Raw genomic sequence first — 18,178 nt, forward strand, 5'->3', positions numbered from 1 at the left:
ATGGGAATATTGAACGTCACCCCGGATTCATTCTCGGACGGCGGGCGCTACATCGATCCGTCCGCAGCGGTGGATCGCGCAGAGCACATGCTTCAGGAAGGCGCAGACATCCTCGATATCGGCGGTGAGTCCACGCGGCCCGGGTTTGATCCCGTACCTCTGGAAGAGGAGCTGCGCCGGGTGATACCGGTGATTAAAGCGATCAGGCAAGCGGGCATTACCGCACCGATTTCCATCGATACGTACAAGGCGGAAACAGCCAGACGGGCTTTGGAAGCGGGGGCTAACATCATCAACGATATTTGGGGTTTGCAAAAGGATGCCGCGATGGCTGAAGTTGCCGTTGAATACGGATGTCCGATCATTCTAATGCATAATCGCACCGAAGCGGTATATGCTAACTTTATCCAAGATGTCATAGATGACTTGCGTCTAACGGTTGAGAGGGCACAAGCCGCAGGAATCCGCGAGGATCAAATTATTCTTGATCCGGGTATCGGTTTTGCCAAATCATATGAACAAAATTTGCAGCTGATGAACTATTTGGACCGGATCGTAGCTCTGGGCTATCCGGTACTGCTCGGCACATCCCGCAAAAGCATGATCCGCCATACGCTGAATCTTCCTCCGGGCGATGTGGTCGAAGGTACGGCGGCAACGGTTGCGCTGGGCATTGCCCAGGGATGCCGCATCATGCGGGTTCACGATGTACAGGCCATGAAACGGGTAGCGTTGATGACCGACGCGATCCTGCGCCAGCGTTAAGAAACAAAGAACTTCTCCGGATAAGAGGAGGCAAGAGGTAATGAAGGACAGATTGATATTAAAAGGAATGTCCTTTTTCGGGCACCACGGCGTTTTTCCCGAAGAAAACAAGCTGGGCCAACGCTTCTATGTAGATACGGAGCTTTACTTTCCGCTCGATAAGGCCGGTCGTTCCGATCAGCTTGAAGATACGGTGAACTATGCTGAAATATACGAATTCATTAAACAAATTGTCGAGCAGAAGACATTCAAGCTGATTGAGGCTTTAGCCGAAGATATTGCATCTGAACTTTTGCAAACTTATACTAGTATAAATGAAATTACCGTTCGCGTGGTGAAGCCCCACCCGCCTTTTGCCATTGTTTTTGACGGTGTAACGGTTGAAATTCACAGAAAGCGGGCTCCTATTCAATGAATTCACACAACACAGGCACATGTGGGTCTTCCGTATACGCCTATATCGGTTTGGGCTCCAACATGGGAGACAGGGAGAGGTTTTTGCGGGAAGCCGTGCGGCTCTTGCAGGACACCCCAGGAGTACAAGTAACCGGTGAATCGGGATTATATGAGACCGATCCGGTCGGGTATGTGGATCAGGCCCTTTTTTTAAATCAGGTAGTAGAGATTAGCACGACGCTGGAGCCCCAACCGTTGTTTGAACGCATGTTGGACATCGAGCTGCAGCTGCACCGCAAGCGGGATATCCGATGGGGGCCCCGAACGATCGATTTGGATTTGCTGCTGTTCGGAGATCGTTCTCAAGACTGTCCCGATTTAATTTTGCCGCATCCGCGCATGATGGAACGTGCCTTTGTGCTTGTGCCGCTCGTTGAAGTGATGTCGCTTCGGGACCCGGTACGGGCGGAACAATGGACCAGGCGGCTTGATCGGATGGAAGGAAAGGAAGGCGTCAGATTGTGGAAAAAAATGCATTAGCTCAGCGCATCCGCGCTTTTCGTAAATTAAAGGGGTATACGCAGAACGAATTGGCGCAGAAGCTCGAAGTATCAATTGCCGTACTCGGTTCGATCGAGCGTGGAACCCGCAAAGCCGATCCAAAAATGATTCGCAAAATATCCGAAGCGCTCGGTATCGATCCGGAAGAGTTGTCTTCCCCGACGGGCTAAAAACATATTATTCTTAATCCAATTGGAAAGGAGACAGACTCATGCTAACCATAGGTAATGTTACTGCACCGAACAACGTGGTATTGGCCCCTATGGCAGGGGTGTGTAATCCGGCCTTTCGCTTGATCGCCAAAGAGTTCGGTACCGGCCTTGTATGTGCCGAAATGGTGAGCGATAAGGCGATTCTGCACGGCAATCACCGCACCATGGAAATGCTGTACGTCGATGAGCGCGAAAAACCGCTCAGTTTGCAAATTTTTGGTGGAGATACGGAAACGCTGCTGGAGGCGGCAAAATTTGTCGATCAGAACACAAACGCCGATATTATAGATATCAACATGGGCTGTCCTGTCCCCAAAATCACAAAATGTGACGCGGGGGCGCGATGGTTGCTGGATCCCGGTAAAATCGAGCAAATGGTTTCTACCGTATCGAAGGCGGTAAGTAAACCGCTCACGGTAAAAATGCGGATTGGTTGGGATGACGATCATATCTATGCCGTACAGAATGCCAAGGCCGTGGAGAACGGCGGGGGTGCTGCGGTGTCCGTACACGGGAGAACCCGGGTACAAATGTATACGGGTCACGCCAACTGGGATATCATTAAAGAGGTGAAAGAGGCCGTATCGATTCCAGTCATCGGCAACGGAGATATTTTTACCCCGGAAGATGCCAAGCGAATGCTGGATCATACCGGTGTGGACGGCGTGATGATCGGACGGGCGGCTTTGGGCAACCCATGGATGCTGTACCGCACCATCCAGTATCTTACCCGCGGGGAGCTTCCTGATGAACCTAGCCCGCAGGAAAAAATCCGCATTGCCGTCCTGCATTTGGATCGGTTGATTGCTTTAAAGGGCGAAGCGGTGGCGGTCAAAGAAATGCGTAAACATTTGGCATGGTACCTAAAAGGACTTCATGGCGGAGCACGAATCAAAGATGCCATTATGGAGCAGACGAAGCGGGATGAGATGGTCCGGCTTTTGGAGGATTATGCTGAATCGCTTGAGGATCGGACGGCAATTACCCACTAAACAAAAGTGAAAATGGACGATAACGGGATGCTTGGTTTACATTGACATTTGATTGGGGTTGAAATATAATCAGTCAATAGTAAATGGCGGCAGGCCAAGGACGTGAGTAGCAGCTGCGTTCATTTAGTAATTATAAGTGAATTCATACTCGATGGAGCTCGAAATATGAAAATCTTTCACACGACGGGAGATAAATAACAATGGCCGAAAAGGAAGTCATTCTCACGCAGGAAGGTTTGAAGAAGCTCGAAGAAGAGCTGGAGCATCTGAAATCCGTTAAGCGCCGCGAGGTGGCAGAACGGATTAAAATAGCAATCGGTTATGGGGATATCAGCGAGAACTCCGAATACGAGGATGCCAAGAATGAACAGGCGTTTGTAGAAGGCCGGATCATTACTTTGGAGAAAATGCTGCGCAACGCGCGAATCATTAACAATGATGAAGTCGATACCGATGCGGTGAACGTCGGGTCCATCGTCATTCTGAAGGACCTCGAATTCGGAGACATTGTGGAATATTCCATTGTAGGTACGGCGGAATCCGATCCCTTCCAGAATAAAATATCCAATGAAAGCCCTGTGGGCAAAGCCATTCTTGGCAAACGCAAAGGGGCTATCGTTGACGTAAACGTACCTGCTGGCGTCATCCAATATGAAATCGTAGACATTAAGAAGTAATTTGGGATAGAAAAGCTTCCTTGGGAGGCTTTTTTTCCTATCGAATGAGTATTTCCGTTTATTTCAAGAATCAAGGAGCTGGAAACATGACTGTGGAATTGGAATTGAACGAGCTGCTGAAAATCCGCCGTAATAAATTGGACGAGCTGCGCGGCATGGGAATCGACCCATTTGGTCAAAAATTCGAAAGAACTCATCATGCGGGTGACATCTTCAAAGCTTATGAGGACAAGACGCAAGAAGAGCTTGAAGCGCTGTCCGCCGAAGTGAGCATTGCCGGACGGATCATGCAGAAGCGGGAAATGGGCAAAGCGGGCTTTGCGCATCTTCAGGACATTACGGGTAAAATTCAAATTTATGTCCGTGCCGATGCGGTAGGCGAAACGAAATATCGTGCCTACAATCTGCTGGATATCGGTGATTTGATCGGGATCCGGGGGACGGTATTTAAGACCAAGACCGGAGAACTGTCTGTTAAAGCCAAATCGGTGGAGATACTCTCCAAGTCGCTCCTGCCCCTCCCGGAAAAATACCACGGTTTGAAGGATGTCGAGCTCCGTTACCGCCAGCGTTACGTCGATCTGATTATGAATCAGGACGTTCAGCAAACCTTTATTACACGGTCCAAAATCATTCAATCGATGCGCCGTTATTTGGATTCACGCGGCTATTTGGAAGTGGAAACGCCGACATTGCACGCCATTGCCGGCGGTGCGGCCGCGCGCCCTTTCATTACGCACCATAATGCGCTGGACATGCAGCTTTACATGCGAATTGCGATTGAGCTTCATTTGAAGCGGCTGATTGTAGGCGGCATGGAGAAGGTGTATGAAATCGGACGCGTATATCGTAACGAAGGGATTTCTACAAGGCACAACCCGGAATTTACGATGATCGAGCTGTATGAGGCTTATGCGGATTATAAAGACATCATGAAGCTGACCGAGGAAATGATTGCGCATATCGCTCAGGAAGTATTGGGCACAACCAAGATCACGTACCAAGGCCAGGAAATTGATTTATCTCCTCCTTGGAGACGAGTCTCTATGGTAGAGGCGATTAAAGAAGTCGTAGGCGTTGATTTCAGCGCCGATATAAGTGATGAGGAAGCCCATAGGCTCGCAAAGGAGCATAAGGTGCCGGTAGAGCCAATGATGACCTACGGCCATATCGTAAATCAGTTCTTCGAGACATTCGTAGAACAGACCTTAATCCAGCCTACATTTGTTACGGGCCATCCTGTGGCGATTTCTCCGCTGGCGAAAAAGAATGATCAGGATCCGCGGTTTACTGACCGTTTCGAGCTGTTTATTGTTGCCCGTGAGCACGCCAACGCATTCACCGAGCTCAACGATCCGATCGATCAGCGCGAGCGCTTTGAAGCCCAGCTGGCGGAACGGGAGCAAGGTAATGACGAAGCGCACGAGATGGACGAGGATTTTATTCGTGCGCTGGAATACGGTATGCCGCCTACAGGCGGGTTAGGCATCGGCATCGACCGATTGGTCATGCTGCTGACCGATGCGCCATCCATCCGCGACGTACTGCTGTTCCCGCTGATGCGGGAGCGTCAAGGCGAATAAAAGGAACTCAGAGGTTACCTCCGCAGTGTACTGCGGAGGTATTTTTATGCGGGCAAATCTACCAGTTGCATCGGTTTGAACAATTTGTTATATTATCTCTTGCCGCTTCTATGGCGCGTGTTGTTGAAGATGATAGAGACAACCGCGAAATGGATGCAGCGAAAAAATAATGCTTGCATTCAGCTAGGCGGATATGATATATTAATCAAGTCGCTTTCGACGAGGTTGAAAAAACAGAGTCGAAAAACGGCGCATAAAATTGCCCTTTGAAAACTGAACAACGAGTGAGTGTAAAGATAGAGAATCGAAAGATTCTCGCCAGTAGTAGATGTATGAGCTAATCAGCTTTTCTTTCATGGAGAGTTTGATCCTGGCTCAGGACGAACGCTGGCGGCGTGCCTAATACATGCAAGTCGAGCGCTGGGGGTTCTCCCTTAGGGGAGACCTCCTGGAGCGGCGGACGGGTGAGTAACACGTAGGCAACCTGCCTGTAAGACCGGGATAACTACCGGAAACGGTAGCTAAGACCGGATAGGTGATTTCTCCGCATGGAGGGATCAAGAAACACGGTGCAAGCTGTGGCTTACAGATGGGCCTGCGGCGCATTAGCTAGTTGGTGGGGTAACGGCTCACCAAGGCGACGATGCGTAGCCGACCTGAGAGGGTGATCGGCCACACTGGGACTGAGACACGGCCCAGACTCCTACGGGAGGCAGCAGTAGGGAATCTTCCGCAATGGACGCAAGTCTGACGGAGCAACGCCGCGTGAGTGAAGAAGGTTTTCGGATCGTAAAGCTCTGTTGCCAAGGAAGAACGCCTTGGGGAGTCACTGCCCTGAGGGTGACGGTACTTGAGAAGAAAGCCCCGGCTAACTACGTGCCAGCAGCCGCGGTAATACGTAGGGGGCAAGCGTTGTCCGGAATTATTGGGCGTAAAGCGCGCGCAGGCGGCCGCTTAAGTTTGGTGTATAAGCCCGGGGCTCAACCCCGGATCGCACCGAAAACTGGGTGGCTTGAGTGCAGGAGAGGAAAGCGGAATTCCACGTGTAGCGGTGAAATGCGTAGAGATGTGGAGGAACACCAGTGGCGAAGGCGGCTTTCTGGACTGTAACTGACGCTGAGGCGCGAAAGCGTGGGGAGCAAACAGGATTAGATACCCTGGTAGTCCACGCCGTAAACGATGAGTGCTAGGTGTTAGGGGTTTCGATACCCTTGGTGCCGAAGTCAACACAATAAGCACTCCGCCTGGGGAGTACGCTCGCAAGAGTGAAACTCAAAGGAATTGACGGGGACCCGCACAAGCAGTGGAGTATGTGGTTTAATTCGAAGCAACGCGAAGAACCTTACCAGGTCTTGACATCCCTTTGACCGGTACAGAGATGTACCTTTCCTTCGGGACAGAGGAGACAGGTGGTGCATGGTTGTCGTCAGCTCGTGTCGTGAGATGTTGGGTTAAGTCCCGCAACGAGCGCAACCCTTGAGCTTAGTTGCCAGCATTAAGTTGGGCACTCTAAGTTGACTGCCGGTGACAAACCGGAGGAAGGTGGGGATGACGTCAAATCATCATGCCCCTTATGACCTGGGCTACACACGTACTACAATGGCCGGTACAACGGGAAGCGAAGGAGCGATCCGGAGCAAATCCTTATAAGCCGGTCTCAGTTCGGATTGCAGGCTGCAACTCGCCTGCATGAAGTCGGAATTGCTAGTAATCGCGGATCAGCATGCCGCGGTGAATACGTTCCCGGGTCTTGTACACACCGCCCGTCACACCACGAGAGTTTACAACACCCGAAGTCGGTGGGGTAACCGCAAGGAGCCAGCCGCCGAAGGTGGGGTAGATGATTGGGGTGAAGTCGTAACAAGGTAGCCGTATCGGAAGGTGCGGCTGGATCACCTCCTTTCTATGGAGTCCATGCTGACGGTAGGTCAGCGGACAAATCTGCAACGTAAGTTGCAACGGCACTCACTCGTGTTCAGTTTTGAAAGGTGCAATGCCTTTCGAAGCTTAGCGTGTTCTTGGCAAAAGTTGATGGTTGCATCGGCAAGCCGGAGCATGGTAAGATACCTTTCCTGCCGGTAAAACGGCAGCGGAAATACGTTTGTTCCTTGAAAACTGGATATCGAAACGAAGCAAAATGCTGAATCATCCCGCTGCGATTTTCGTAAGAAAATCGTCAGCAGCCGATACGTAAGTGTCGGTACCGAATAACCAAATTGGTTAAGCTAATAAGAGCACACGGAGGATGCCTAGGCGCCAGGAGCCGATGAAGGACGTGGCGAACGACGAAATGCCTCGGGGAGCCGTAAGCAGGCTTTGATCCGGGGATGTCCGAATGGGGAAACCTGCGTATCGTAATAGATACGTACCATGCAGTGAATACATAGCTGCATTGGAGGCAGACGAGGGGAACTGAAACATCTAAGTACCCTCAGGAAAAGAAAACAAAAGTGATTCCGTCAGTAGCGGCGAGCGAAAGCGGATTAGCCCAAACCAGGGGGCTTGCCCCCTGGGGTTGTGGGACGTCAACGTGGGTTGAGCAGAGTAGGTGAAGCGGTCTGGAAAGGCCGGCCGGAGAAGGTAACAGCCCTGTAGCCGAAATTCTGCGAAAGCCCTAGACGGATCCCGAGTACCGCGAGACACGTGAAACCTCGTGGGAATCCGGCAGGACCATCTGCCAAGGCTAAATACTCCCTGGCGACCGATAGTGAAGCAGTACCGTGAGGGAAAGGTGAAAAGAACCGCGGGAGCGGAGTGAAAGAGAACCTGAAACCGTGTGCTTACAAGAAGTCAGAGCTCGTTAATGAGTGATGGCGTGCCTTTTGTAGAATGAACCGGCGAGTTACGTTTGCAAGCGAGGTTAAGGTGAGAAGCCGAAGCCGCAGCGAAAGCGAGTCTGAATAGGGCGAATGAGTTTGCAGGCGTAGACCCGAAACCGTGTGATCTACCCCTGTCCAGGGTGAAGGTGCGGTAACACGCACTGGAGGCCCGAACCCACGAATGTTGAAAAATTCGGGGATGAGGTGGGGGTAGCGGAGAAATTCCAATCGAACTCGGAGATAGCTGGTTCTCCCCGAAATAGCTTTAGGGCTAGCCTCGGGAGATGCGTCGTGGAGGTAAAGCACTGATTGGGTGCGGGGCCCGCCAAGGGTTACCAAGTCCAGTCAAACTCTGAATGCCACAGACGTTAACCCGGGAGTCAGACAGTGAGTGCTAAGATCCATTGTCAAGAGGGAAACAGCCCAGATCATCAGCTAAGGTCCCCAAGTGTGTGTTAAGTGGGAAAGGATGTGGAGTTGCGCAGACAACCAGGATGTTGGCTTAGAAGCAGCCACCATTCAAAGAGTGCGTAATAGCTCACTGGTCGAGTGACTCTGCGCCGAAAATGTAACGGGGCTAAACACACCACCGAAGCTATGGGTCCAGTAATGGGCAGTAGGGGAGCGTTGTAATCGGGTTGAAGTCAGACCGTGAGGACTGGTGGACTGGTTACAAGTGAGAATGCCGGTATGAGTAACGAAAAGATCAGTGAGAATCTGATCCGCCGAAAGCCTAAGGGTTCCTGAGGAAGGTTCGTCCGCTCAGGGTAAGTCGGGACCTAAGGCGAGGCCGAAAGGCGTAGTCGAAGGACAACAGGTTGAAATTCCTGTACCACCGTGAACCGTTATGAGCGATGGGGTGACGCAGAAGGATAGTGACGCGAGCTGATGGATGCTCGTCCAAGCAGTGAGGCTGGTGTGCAGGCAAATCCGCACATCGAAAGGCTGGGCTGTGATGGGGAGGGAAAATTGGAGTACCGAAGGTCATGAGTTCAGGCTGCCAAGAAAAGCCTCTAGCCAGGGAGAAGGTGCCCGTACCGCAAACCGACACAGGTAGGCGAGCAGAGGATGCTAAGGCGCGCGGAAGAACTCTCGTTAAGGAACTCGGCAAAATGACCCCGTAACTTCGGGAGAAGGGGTGCCCCGGTAGGGTGAATAGCCCGAGGGGGCCGCAGTGAAAAGGCCCAAGCGACTGTTTAGCAAAAACACAGGTCTGTGCGAAGCCGCAAGGCGAAGTATACGGGCTGACGCCTGCCCGGTGCTGGAAGGTTAAGGGGAGCGGTTAGGGTAAGACCGAAGCTGTGAACCGAAGCCCCAGTAAACGGCGGCCGTAACTATAACGGTCCTAAGGTAGCGAAATTCCTTGTCAGGTAAATTCTGACCCGCACGAATGGCGTAACGACTTGGGCGCTGTCTCGACGAGAGATCCGGTGAAATTTTAATACCTGTGAAGATGCAGGTTACCCGCGACAAGACGGAAAGACCCCATGGAGCTTTACTGCAGCTTGATATTGGACTTTGGTACGATCTGTACAGGATAGGTGGGAGCCAGAGAAGCATGAGCGCCAGCTTGTGTGGAGGCGACGTTGGGATACCACCCTGATCGTATCGGAGTTCTAACCTGGTGCCCTAAGCGGGTATGGGGACAGTGTCAGGTGGGCAGTTTGACTGGGGCGGTCGCCTCCTAAAGCGTAACGGAGGCGCCCCAAGGTTCCCTCAGAATGGTTGGAAATCATTCGCAGAGTGCAAAGGCAAAAGGGAGCTTGACTGCGAGACAAACAGGTCGAGCAGGGACGAAAGTCGGGCTTAGTGATCCGGTGGTACCGAATGGAAGGGCCATCGCTCAACGGATAAAAGCTACCCTGGGGATAACAGGCTTATCTCCCCCAAGAGTCCACATCGACGGGGAGGTTTGGCACCTCGATGTCGGCTCATCGCATCCTGGGGCTGAAGTAGGTCCCAAGGGTTGGGCTGTTCGCCCATTAAAGCGGTACGCGAGCTGGGTTCAGAACGTCGTGAGACAGTTCGGTCCCTATCTGTCGCGGGCGTAGGAAATTTGAGAGGAGCTGTCCTTAGTACGAGAGGACCGGGATGGACGTACCGCTGGTGTACCAGTTGTCTCGCCAGAGGCACGGCTGGATAGCCAAGTACGGAAGGGATAAGCGCTGAAAGCATCTAAGCGTGAAGCCCCCCTCAAGATGAGATTTCCCAGTAAGTAAGACCCCTTGTAGACGACGAGGTAGATAGGTTCGGGGTGGAAGCACGGCAACGTGTGGAGCTGACGAATACTAATCGGTCGAGGGCTTATCCAAAAAGCACATGAAGATGATCAGCGGCTTGGTTTCGATCCAGTTTTCAGGGCGCAAGCCGCCTTGAAAGTGAAAATGCGATGTTTCCTGGCAGAAACATCAATACGTTTGGTGATGATGGCGGAAGGGAACCACGCGTACCCATACCGAACACGACCGTTAAGCCTTCCAGCGTCGATGGTACTTGGACCGCAGGGTCCTGGGAGAGTAGAACGTCGCCAAGCAATGAAAGAGCCTCTTTGGATTTATAATCCGAAGAGGCTCTTTCCTGTTGTGTGATGCATAAAATAAGCACATCTTTTCAATTTGAAATGCTTTTGCGGTATATGAAATAAACGATGGGGTGTTTTTTAAAAATAAGCGCACGGTATTATTTAAAGACATAATCTTAGGGAAAGAATACATAATAAGCATAGGAACCGAAACCGTTGTTGCTTAAACGAAGTTAAACAAATGTGATATCGGAGCATCTCGCTGTAGGCTCAGTCTGGAGCACTGCGGGGTGTTGCATTATTGTAAAAATCTGATATAATGTTTTTAAAGTCAAAGAAAGTCAAAGTCAATAATTGAGATTTTCAATGGCTTTCACACAACATTTTACGAACTGGCTTTACTTCTGCCTTTGGAGGTCGAACGGATGCGAAATGTTTCAGAAGTTATCGAACAGTATCTGAAGCAAATTTTGCAGCAGAGCCCGGGCGGCGTGATTGAGATCCAGCGTAATGATCTTGCCGATCAGTTCAACTGTGTTCCATCACAAATCAACTATGTCATCAGTACCCGTTTTACTTTGGAAAAAGGGTACATTGTGGAAAGTAAACGAGGCGGCGGCGGGTACATTCGAATTCAGAAGATTAAACTGCATTCTCATGGCCCCGTGCTTGACCATATTTTTCGAACGATCGGCTCGCATATGGATCAATCCGCTTCGGAAGGTCTGTTGTACCAGCTAGAGGAGGGCGGCTTCATTTCCGAAAGGGAAGCGGCCATCATGAAGGCAGCTATGGCAAGAGAGGTGCTCACCTTGAAACTGCCTCTTCGCGACGAGATTCGGGCGAAGCTTCTTAAAGCCATGCTGATCTCCTTACTTAGCAAATGAGGAGGGAACCGAATGTTATGTCAAGAATGTGGTAAAAAACAAGCAACGCTGCATTTTACTAAAATTTTGAATGGCGAGAAGACGGAATTTCACATTTGTGAAACGTGTGCCAGGGAAAAGGGAGAGCTGATACCGGGAACCCCGAATGGCTTTTCCATTCACAATCTGTTGAGCGGATTACTTGACTTTGAACCCTCAACAACGCCCGGCACGCTGGCGAATAAAGTTCAACCGAGCCGCTGCGAGCATTGCGGGCTTACTTATAGTCAATTTAGTAAAGTAGGACGATTCGGCTGCAGCGAATGCTACAAATATTTCGGTGAGAAGCTCGATCCCCTTTTCAAAAGAGTCCACGGAAATATCATTCACACCGGCAAGGTTCCAAAACGATCTGGCGGGTTGATTAAATATAGGCGCGAAATCGATCGGCTCAAAAAGGAGCTGCTGTTATCCGTTGAAAATGAAGAATTTGAGCAAGCGGCCAAGCTTCGGGATCAGATTCGGGAATTAGAAAAGAAAGTAGCCGAAGGCTGAGATAATGACAGGTTGTTGGGGGGAATGCTTATGACAGAGGCGAGCCGGTTTACAAAGCATGCTCTGAGCGATTGGATGAAGGCGGATGGCCCAGATTCGGATATCGTGATGAGCAGCAGAATTCGCATTGCCCGGAATTTACGGGCCTACCCATTTCCTATGTTGGCGACGAACCAACAGTCAAAAGAGGTTTTGGATCAAGTAGCTCAGGCGCTTCATAATGATGAATTGAATACGATCAGCAAGTTTACGCTGCTTCCGCTCTCGGAATTGAATGATTTGGAAAAACGGGTGCTGGTTGAAAAGCATCTGATCAGTCCGGCCCTGGCTAACGAGTCACGGAACGGTGCGGTTATTTTGAGCGATAATGAATCGATCAGCATCATGGTGAATGAAGAAGACCATCTGCGAATACAATGCCTGTGCCCCGGTTTTCAAATTAAAGAAGCGTGGGAGATGGCTAATGAAATCGACGATGCTTTCGAGGTGCAGCTGAACTACGCATTTGATGAGAAAAGAGGGTACATGACGAGCTGCCCGACAAATGTCGGAACCGGTATTCGCGCGTCGGTTATGATTCACCTTCCGGCGTTGGTGCTGACTCAGCAGATCAATCGAATTTTGTCGGCTATCACACAGGTAGGCTTGGCGGTTCGGGGTCTGTATGGTGAAGGCAGCGAGGCTCTGGGCAATCTGTTCCAAATATCCAACCAGATTACGCTCGGGCAATCGGAAGAGGAAATTATCGACAATCTTTACAGCGTAGTCAGACAGATCATCGAGCATGAACGGGCGGCCAGACAGAAGTTGGTACATGAAACCAAAGCCAAAATTATCGATCGAGTCAGCCGTTCCTATGGAATTCTTTCCTATGCGGCGATTATGGACTCCAAAGAAGCGACGCAGCGGTTGTCAGATGTTCGGCTCGGCATTGATTTACAATTTATCAAGAATGTGTCACCAAACGTACTGAATGAGCTTCTCGTGATGACCCAACCGGGTTTTTTACAGCAATTAGCAGGAGAAAAGCTAACCCCTGAAGAAAGAGACATTAGAAGGGCCCAGCTGATCCGGGACAAATTATCACAATCGGATTGAAGCCCGGCCGAGTTCATGTTAATGTGGAAACCATATTCCCTTACTAATTTTTGGAGGTGTTACACATGATGTTTGGCAGATTTACAGAACGTGCGCAGAAAGTACTGTCTTTGGCTCAGGAAGAAGCCGTTCGTTTGGGTCATAACAATATTGGAACGGAGCATATTTTGCTCGGTTTGATTCGCGAAGGCGAAGGAATTGCGGCCAAGGCGCTGATCGCGTTGGGGCTTGGTTTGGAGAAAATTCAGGACGAAGTCGAATCGCTGATCGGCAGAGGACAAGAGCAGCCGACGAATATCGCTTATACCCCTCGAGCCAAAAAGGTTATTGAGCTGTCCATGGATGAGGCGCGAAAACTCGGGCATACGTATGTCGGAACGGAGCATATTCTGCTCGGATTGATTCGCGAAGGCGAAGGTGTTGCAGCGCGAGTGCTGGGCAATTTGGGCGTAAGCTTGAATAAAGCCCGCCAACAAGTGCTCCAACTTCTTGGCAGCAGCGAGGTGGTCTCGCCGAACCATGGTAGCCCTGCTAATGTAAATACACCGACTTTGGACGGTTTGGCGCGTGATTTGACCGCCTATGCCAAAGAAGGCAACCTCGATCCGGTTATCGGCCGGAGCAAGGAAATCGAGCGCGTCATTCAGGTGCTCAGCCGCAGAACGAAGAACAATCCGGTCCTGATCGGGGAACCGGGGGTTGGTAAAACCGCTATTGCGGAAGGCCTGGCCCAGAAAATTGTAGCCAATGAGATTCCCGAGACTTTGCGTGACAAACGCGTGATGACTTTGGATATGGGATCTGTCGTAGCCGGTACCAAATACCGCGGCGAATTCGAAGACCGTCTGAAAAAAATCATGGATGAAATTCGTCAAGCCGGCAACATCATTCTTTTCATTGATGAGCTGCATACGCTTATCGGTGCAGGCGGAGCGGAAGGCGCAATCGATGCCTCCAATATCCTGAAGCCGGCGCTGGCCCGCGGCGAACTGCAGTGCATCGGAGCGACGACGCTGGATGAATATCGCAAATATATCGAGAAGGATGCCGCTTTGGAAAGACGCTTCCAGCCGATTACGGTGGATCAGCCTTCTCCGGAAGAGGCGATTCAAATTCTCCATGGGCTTCGTGACCGGTATGAAGCACACCATCGTGTAAAAATTACAGATGAAGCGATTGAGCAAGCCGTGAAGCTCTCCGATCGTTACATCACGGACCGCTTCCTCCCGGACAAAGCGATTGATTTGATTGATGAGGCAAGCTCAAAAGTAAGGCTTCGCTCTTACACCGTTCCGCCGGATCTGAAAAAGCTCGAAAGCCGTTTGGAAGACATCCGCAAGGAGAAGGATGCTGCCGTACAGAGCCAGGAATTCGAGAAAGCAGCCGCGCTTCGTGACACGGAGCAGAAGATGAGAGAAGAGCTCGATGCCACAAAGAACGAATGGAAGGAAAAACAAGGCCGCACCGACTCCGAGGTGACGCCGGAAGATATCGCCCAAGTGGTGGCCAGCTGGACCGGCATCCCGGTGGTGAAGCTGGCTGAAGAAGAAACCGAGCGTCTGCTCAAAATGGAATCCATTCTGCACGATCGGGTGATCGGACAGGATGAAGCGGTGAAAGCCGTGAGCCGCGCAATCCGTCGTGCAAGAGCGGGGCTGAAGGATCCGAAGCGTCCGATGGGTTCATTTATATTCCTTGGGCCGACAGGGGTCGGTAAAACGGAATTGGCCCGCGCTTTGGCGGAGTCGCTGTTCGGCGATGAAAACGCGGTGATCCGGATTGACATGTCCGAGTACATGGAGAAGCATTCCACTTCCCGTTTGGTTGGAGCGCCTCCGGGATATGTCGGATATGAGGAAGGCGGACAGCTTACGGAGAAAGTACGCCGCAAGCCGTACTCTGTCGTTCTTTTGGATGAAATTGAGAAGGCCCATCCGGAAGTGTTTAATATCTTGCTTCAAGTGCTTGAAGACGGACGTTTAACGGACTCCAAGGGCCGTACAGTGGATTTCCGCAACACGCTGATTATCATGACATCCAACGTCGGGGCGGATTTGATTAAGAAAAACTCGACGCTGGGCTTTACTGCGGCACAAGATTCGGGCAGAGATTACGCAAACATGAAGGACAAAGTCATGGGCGAACTGAAGAAGAGCTTCCGTCCGGAGTTCTTGAACCGGATCGACGAAATCATCGTATTCCACTCCCTGGACGAAAAGCATATCGGCGAAATCGTATCGTTGATGGCCGAAGAACTGCGTAAACGTCTGAAGGAGCAGGAAGTGGATTTCGTACTGACCGATGCGGCCAAGGCATTCCTTGCCAAAGAAGGCTACGATCCGGCATTTGGTGCAAGGCCTCTACGCAGAGCGATTCAAAAGCATATTGAAGATCGTTTGTCTGAAGAATTGCTCCGCGGCAACATCAGTAAGGGCGATACGCTTACGATTGATGAGAAAGAAGGCGAGTTGATTGTGGAGCGCAATCAAGGCGTCGCTTCACAAGCATAATGAAAAAATCCGGCTGCCGTTTTCCGGCTGGTCGGATTTTTCTTTATACGGAATGAACTGGGAGGGTTTTCAAGGGTGTTGCATCATGGTAAACTTTGTTTTGTAGTACTATAAGCGCGTTTGGGCTTGAAGAAGCAGGATTAGGAGGCGCAATGGCCAAAGCAAAAACAAAGTTTTTTTGTCAGCAGTGCGGCTACGAAACGCCGAAATGGTTCGGCAAATGCCCTGGCTGCGGAGCTTGGAATACATTTGTGGAAGAAGTGGAGACTTCCGGCAAGAGCAGGGGGCTTCATTTATCTTTTTCCGATAAGAAAGAAAAAGCTGTTTCCATCATAAACATAGAAAGCAGTCAGGAAGAGCGCATTATCACGGATAACCGGGAGTTAAACCGTGTGTTGGGAGGAGGCGTCGTACCAGGATCCCTTATTCTGGTAGGGGGCGATCCTGGAATTGGCAAATCGACACTTCTGCTGCAGGCTTCCTACGCATTGACGCAGCAAAATCTCAAAGTGCTGTATATTTCCGGCGAAGAATCCGTCAGGCAGACGAAGCTCCGAGCCGACCGGCTTCAAGCGGTCTCCGGTTTGTTGTTTGTACTTAGTGAAACGAACGTGGAGTATATCGAGGCGGCGATTGATGAGATGGAGCCGGATTTTGTCGTCATTGATTCCATTCAGACGGTATATCATCCCGCTGTGGCTTCGGCACCCGGCAGCGTATCTCAGGTCAGAGAATGCACGGGGCATTTTATGCGCATCGCTAAAGGGAGAGGCATTGCCACCGTGCTTGTGGGCCATGTTACTAAGGAGGGGTCGATTGCCGGGCCGCGACTTCTCGAGCATATGGTCGATTGCGTGCTTTATTTTGAAGGGGAGCGGCATCACTCGTATCGTCTTCTGCGTGCCGTAAAGAACCGGTTCGGTTCGACGAATGAGATCGGTATTTTTGAAATGCGGGAGAGCGGATTAGTCGAGGTGAGCAACCCTTCGGAGCTGTTCTTGTCGGAACGGCCGATGGGTGTATCCGGTTCAACCGTGGTTGCGAGCATGGAGGGAACCAGGCCGGTTCTGGTTGAACTGCAGGCGCTCGTATCGACCACAAATTTCCCTTCTCCCCGGAGGATGGCCACCGGCTATGATCACAACAGGTTGTCGCTGATCATCGCTGTGCTGGAGAAACGGATGGGTCTGTTCTTGCAGAATCAGGACGCTTACCTCAATATCGCAGGCGGAGTCAAGCTCGACGAACCGGCAGTAGACCTTGCTGTGGCGGTGAGCATTGCCTCAAGCTTCCGCGATCAGCCTACACAGCCGTTCGACGTTGTCTTCGGCGAGGTGGGCCTGACCGGTGAGGTCCGCGGCGTTTCCCGAGTAGATCAGCGGGTGCGCGAAGCGCAGAAGCTCGGCTTCAAGCGGGTCATTCTCCCGCACAAAAGTCTGAAGGGGTGGACGCCGCCCGCAGGAATTGAAATCATCGGTGTGAATACTGTAGCCGAAGCGCTATCAGCAGCTTTAGTATAACCGTCAGGAGGGACACCTTTGAGCAAGGAAGAAGCGAAACGCGACGTGATGAGCCAACTGCTGCAGTTGGTAGCGCCGGGAACCCCTTTTCGGGAAGGGCTCGAAAATGTGCTGCGAGCCAAAACCGGCGGTCTGATCGTCGTAGGATACAGTCCGGAAGTGATGGAAATTGTGGACGGAGGATTTTCCATCAACTGCGACTTTTCCCCAAACTATTTATATGAGTTGGCCAAAATGGACGGCGCCATCATTCTCAGCGAAGATCTCAAACGCATACTTTATGCCAATACACAGCTGATTCCGGATTCATCCATCCCATCCACCGAAACGGGGATCCGTCACCGGACAGCAGAGCGCGTCGCGAAGCAGACTTCCAAGCTGGTAGTGTCGATTTCGCAGCGGCGAAACGTCATCACGCTGTATCAAGGAAATTTGCGGTATGCCTTAAAAGATATTGGTGTGATTTTGACCAAGGCGAATCAGGCGATTCAAACGTTGGAAAAATATAAATCTGTACTCGATCAGGATTTGACGAACCTTGGCGCTTCGGAATTTGAAGAGCTCGTGACGCTACATGATGTAACGGGAGTTATACAACGTATCGAGATGGTGCTGCGTATTAAGGCGGAAATCAATCGCTACATCAACGAGCTGGGGAACGAAGGCCGTCTGATCAGTATGCAGCTGCATGAATTGGTCGGTAATACGGAATACGAAGCCTTTTTGCTGATTAAAGATTATGTCAAGGATCCCAGCGACGAAAAGGTTAAAGAAGTCTTGAACTCGCTCAAACGGCTGGCCACCGACGAAATGCTGGATCATTCCCACATTGCCCGAGTGCTTGGATTCCCGCATGCGACCAACAGTGCGGAGGAAATCGTATCCCCGCGGGGGTATCGGGTATTGAATAAAATCCCGAGGCTGCCGTCGGTGATCATTCATAATCTGATCGAGCGCTTCGAACAGCTTCCTCATCTGATGATGGCCACGATCGAGGAACTGGACGAAGTGGACGGAATCGGAGAAGTAAGGGCCCGAACGATAAAAGAAGGCCTAAAACGAATTCAAGATCAGGTACTCATTGACAGGCATATCTAACTTGC

General features: G+C 51.0%; 13 protein-coding genes and 3 rRNA genes. All 16 read left to right on the forward strand.

The window, feature by feature from the left end:
* The 16 genes from folP (at position 1) to disA (ending at position 18,173) form a co-directional block, all read left to right on the forward strand.
* On the forward strand, positions 1 to 765 hold the full coding sequence (gene folP / locus IJ22_RS22235; RefSeq protein WP_235594373.1) for a dihydropteroate synthase: 765 nt from the start codon (positions 1 to 3) through the stop codon (positions 763 to 765).
* 40 nt (positions 766 to 805) lie between these two features.
* Positions 806 to 1,180: a dihydroneopterin aldolase gene (gene folB / locus IJ22_RS22240; RefSeq protein WP_054819648.1), complete on the forward strand. Its 375-nt coding sequence runs from the start codon at positions 806 to 808 to the stop codon at positions 1,178 to 1,180.
* On the forward strand, positions 1,177 to 1,701 hold the full coding sequence (gene folK, locus IJ22_RS22245; RefSeq protein WP_062410355.1) for a 2-amino-4-hydroxy-6-hydroxymethyldihydropteridine diphosphokinase: 525 nt from the start codon (positions 1,177 to 1,179) through the stop codon (positions 1,699 to 1,701). The genes folB and folK overlap by 4 nt, the downstream gene beginning before the upstream one ends.
* Positions 1,683 to 1,892, forward strand: a complete 210-nt coding sequence (locus IJ22_RS22250; RefSeq protein WP_062410356.1) for a helix-turn-helix domain-containing protein — start codon at positions 1,683 to 1,685, stop codon at positions 1,890 to 1,892. Before folK ends, IJ22_RS22250 begins: the two co-directional genes overlap by 19 nt.
* Positions 1,893 to 1,933: 41 nt before the next feature.
* The gene (dusB, locus tag IJ22_RS22255) at positions 1,934 to 2,926 is read left to right on the forward strand and encodes a tRNA dihydrouridine synthase DusB (RefSeq protein ID WP_054819646.1); all 993 of its coding nucleotides are present in this window, start codon (positions 1,934 to 1,936) and stop codon (positions 2,924 to 2,926) included.
* A gap of 200 nt (positions 2,927 to 3,126) precedes the next feature.
* Entirely contained in the window at positions 3,127 to 3,603 is a 477-nt protein-coding gene (greA, locus tag IJ22_RS22260; RefSeq protein ID WP_054819645.1) for a transcription elongation factor GreA, read from the forward strand.
* A gap of 86 nt (positions 3,604 to 3,689) precedes the next feature.
* Positions 3,690 to 5,186: a lysine--tRNA ligase gene (gene lysS / locus IJ22_RS22265; protein WP_062411112.1), complete on the forward strand. Its 1,497-nt coding sequence runs from the start codon at positions 3,690 to 3,692 to the stop codon at positions 5,184 to 5,186.
* A 352-nt stretch (positions 5,187 to 5,538) separates the two neighbouring features.
* A 16S ribosomal RNA gene (locus IJ22_RS22270) occupies positions 5,539 to 7,089 on the forward strand.
* A gap of 315 nt (positions 7,090 to 7,404) precedes the next feature.
* A 23S ribosomal RNA gene (locus IJ22_RS22275) occupies positions 7,405 to 10,317 on the forward strand.
* Between the two features lie 104 nt (positions 10,318 to 10,421).
* Positions 10,422 to 10,538, forward strand: a 5S ribosomal RNA gene (gene rrf, locus IJ22_RS22280).
* The 16S, 23S and 5S rRNA genes sit together here, the layout of an rRNA operon.
* 413 nt (positions 10,539 to 10,951) lie before the next feature.
* Positions 10,952 to 11,413, forward strand: coding sequence for a CtsR family transcriptional regulator (locus IJ22_RS22285; RefSeq protein ID WP_062410357.1), 462 nt, complete (start codon positions 10,952 to 10,954; stop codon positions 11,411 to 11,413).
* Positions 11,414 to 11,425: 12 nt separating this feature from the next.
* Positions 11,426 to 11,947 carry a protein-arginine kinase activator protein McsA gene (locus tag IJ22_RS22290; protein WP_062410358.1) on the forward strand — a complete coding sequence of 174 codons (522 nt, stop codon included), beginning with the start codon at positions 11,426 to 11,428 and terminating at the stop codon, positions 11,945 to 11,947.
* A 30-nt stretch (positions 11,948 to 11,977) separates the two neighbouring features.
* Positions 11,978 to 13,045, forward strand: a complete 1,068-nt coding sequence (locus IJ22_RS22295) for a protein-arginine kinase McsB (RefSeq protein WP_062410359.1) — start codon at positions 11,978 to 11,980, stop codon at positions 13,043 to 13,045.
* Positions 13,046 to 13,110: 65 nt separating this feature from the next.
* Entirely contained in the window at positions 13,111 to 15,555 is a 2,445-nt protein-coding gene (gene clpC, locus IJ22_RS22300) for an ATP-dependent protease ATP-binding subunit ClpC (protein WP_054818694.1), read from the forward strand.
* Between the two features lie 152 nt (positions 15,556 to 15,707).
* Positions 15,708 to 17,075 carry a DNA repair protein RadA gene (radA, locus tag IJ22_RS22305; protein WP_062410360.1) on the forward strand — a complete coding sequence of 456 codons (1,368 nt, stop codon included), beginning with the start codon at positions 15,708 to 15,710 and terminating at the stop codon, positions 17,073 to 17,075.
* 18 nt (positions 17,076 to 17,093) lie between these two features.
* Complete coding sequence (gene disA, locus IJ22_RS22310; RefSeq protein WP_256380575.1) at positions 17,094 to 18,173, forward strand: DNA integrity scanning diadenylate cyclase DisA; 1,080 nt, start codon at positions 17,094 to 17,096, stop codon at positions 18,171 to 18,173.
* Positions 18,174 to 18,178: the final 5 nt, after the last annotated feature.

The sequence above is a fragment of the Paenibacillus naphthalenovorans genome (assembly GCF_001465255.1).
Lineage (GTDB): Bacteria > Bacillota > Bacilli > Paenibacillales > NBRC-103111 > Paenibacillus_G > Paenibacillus_G naphthalenovorans.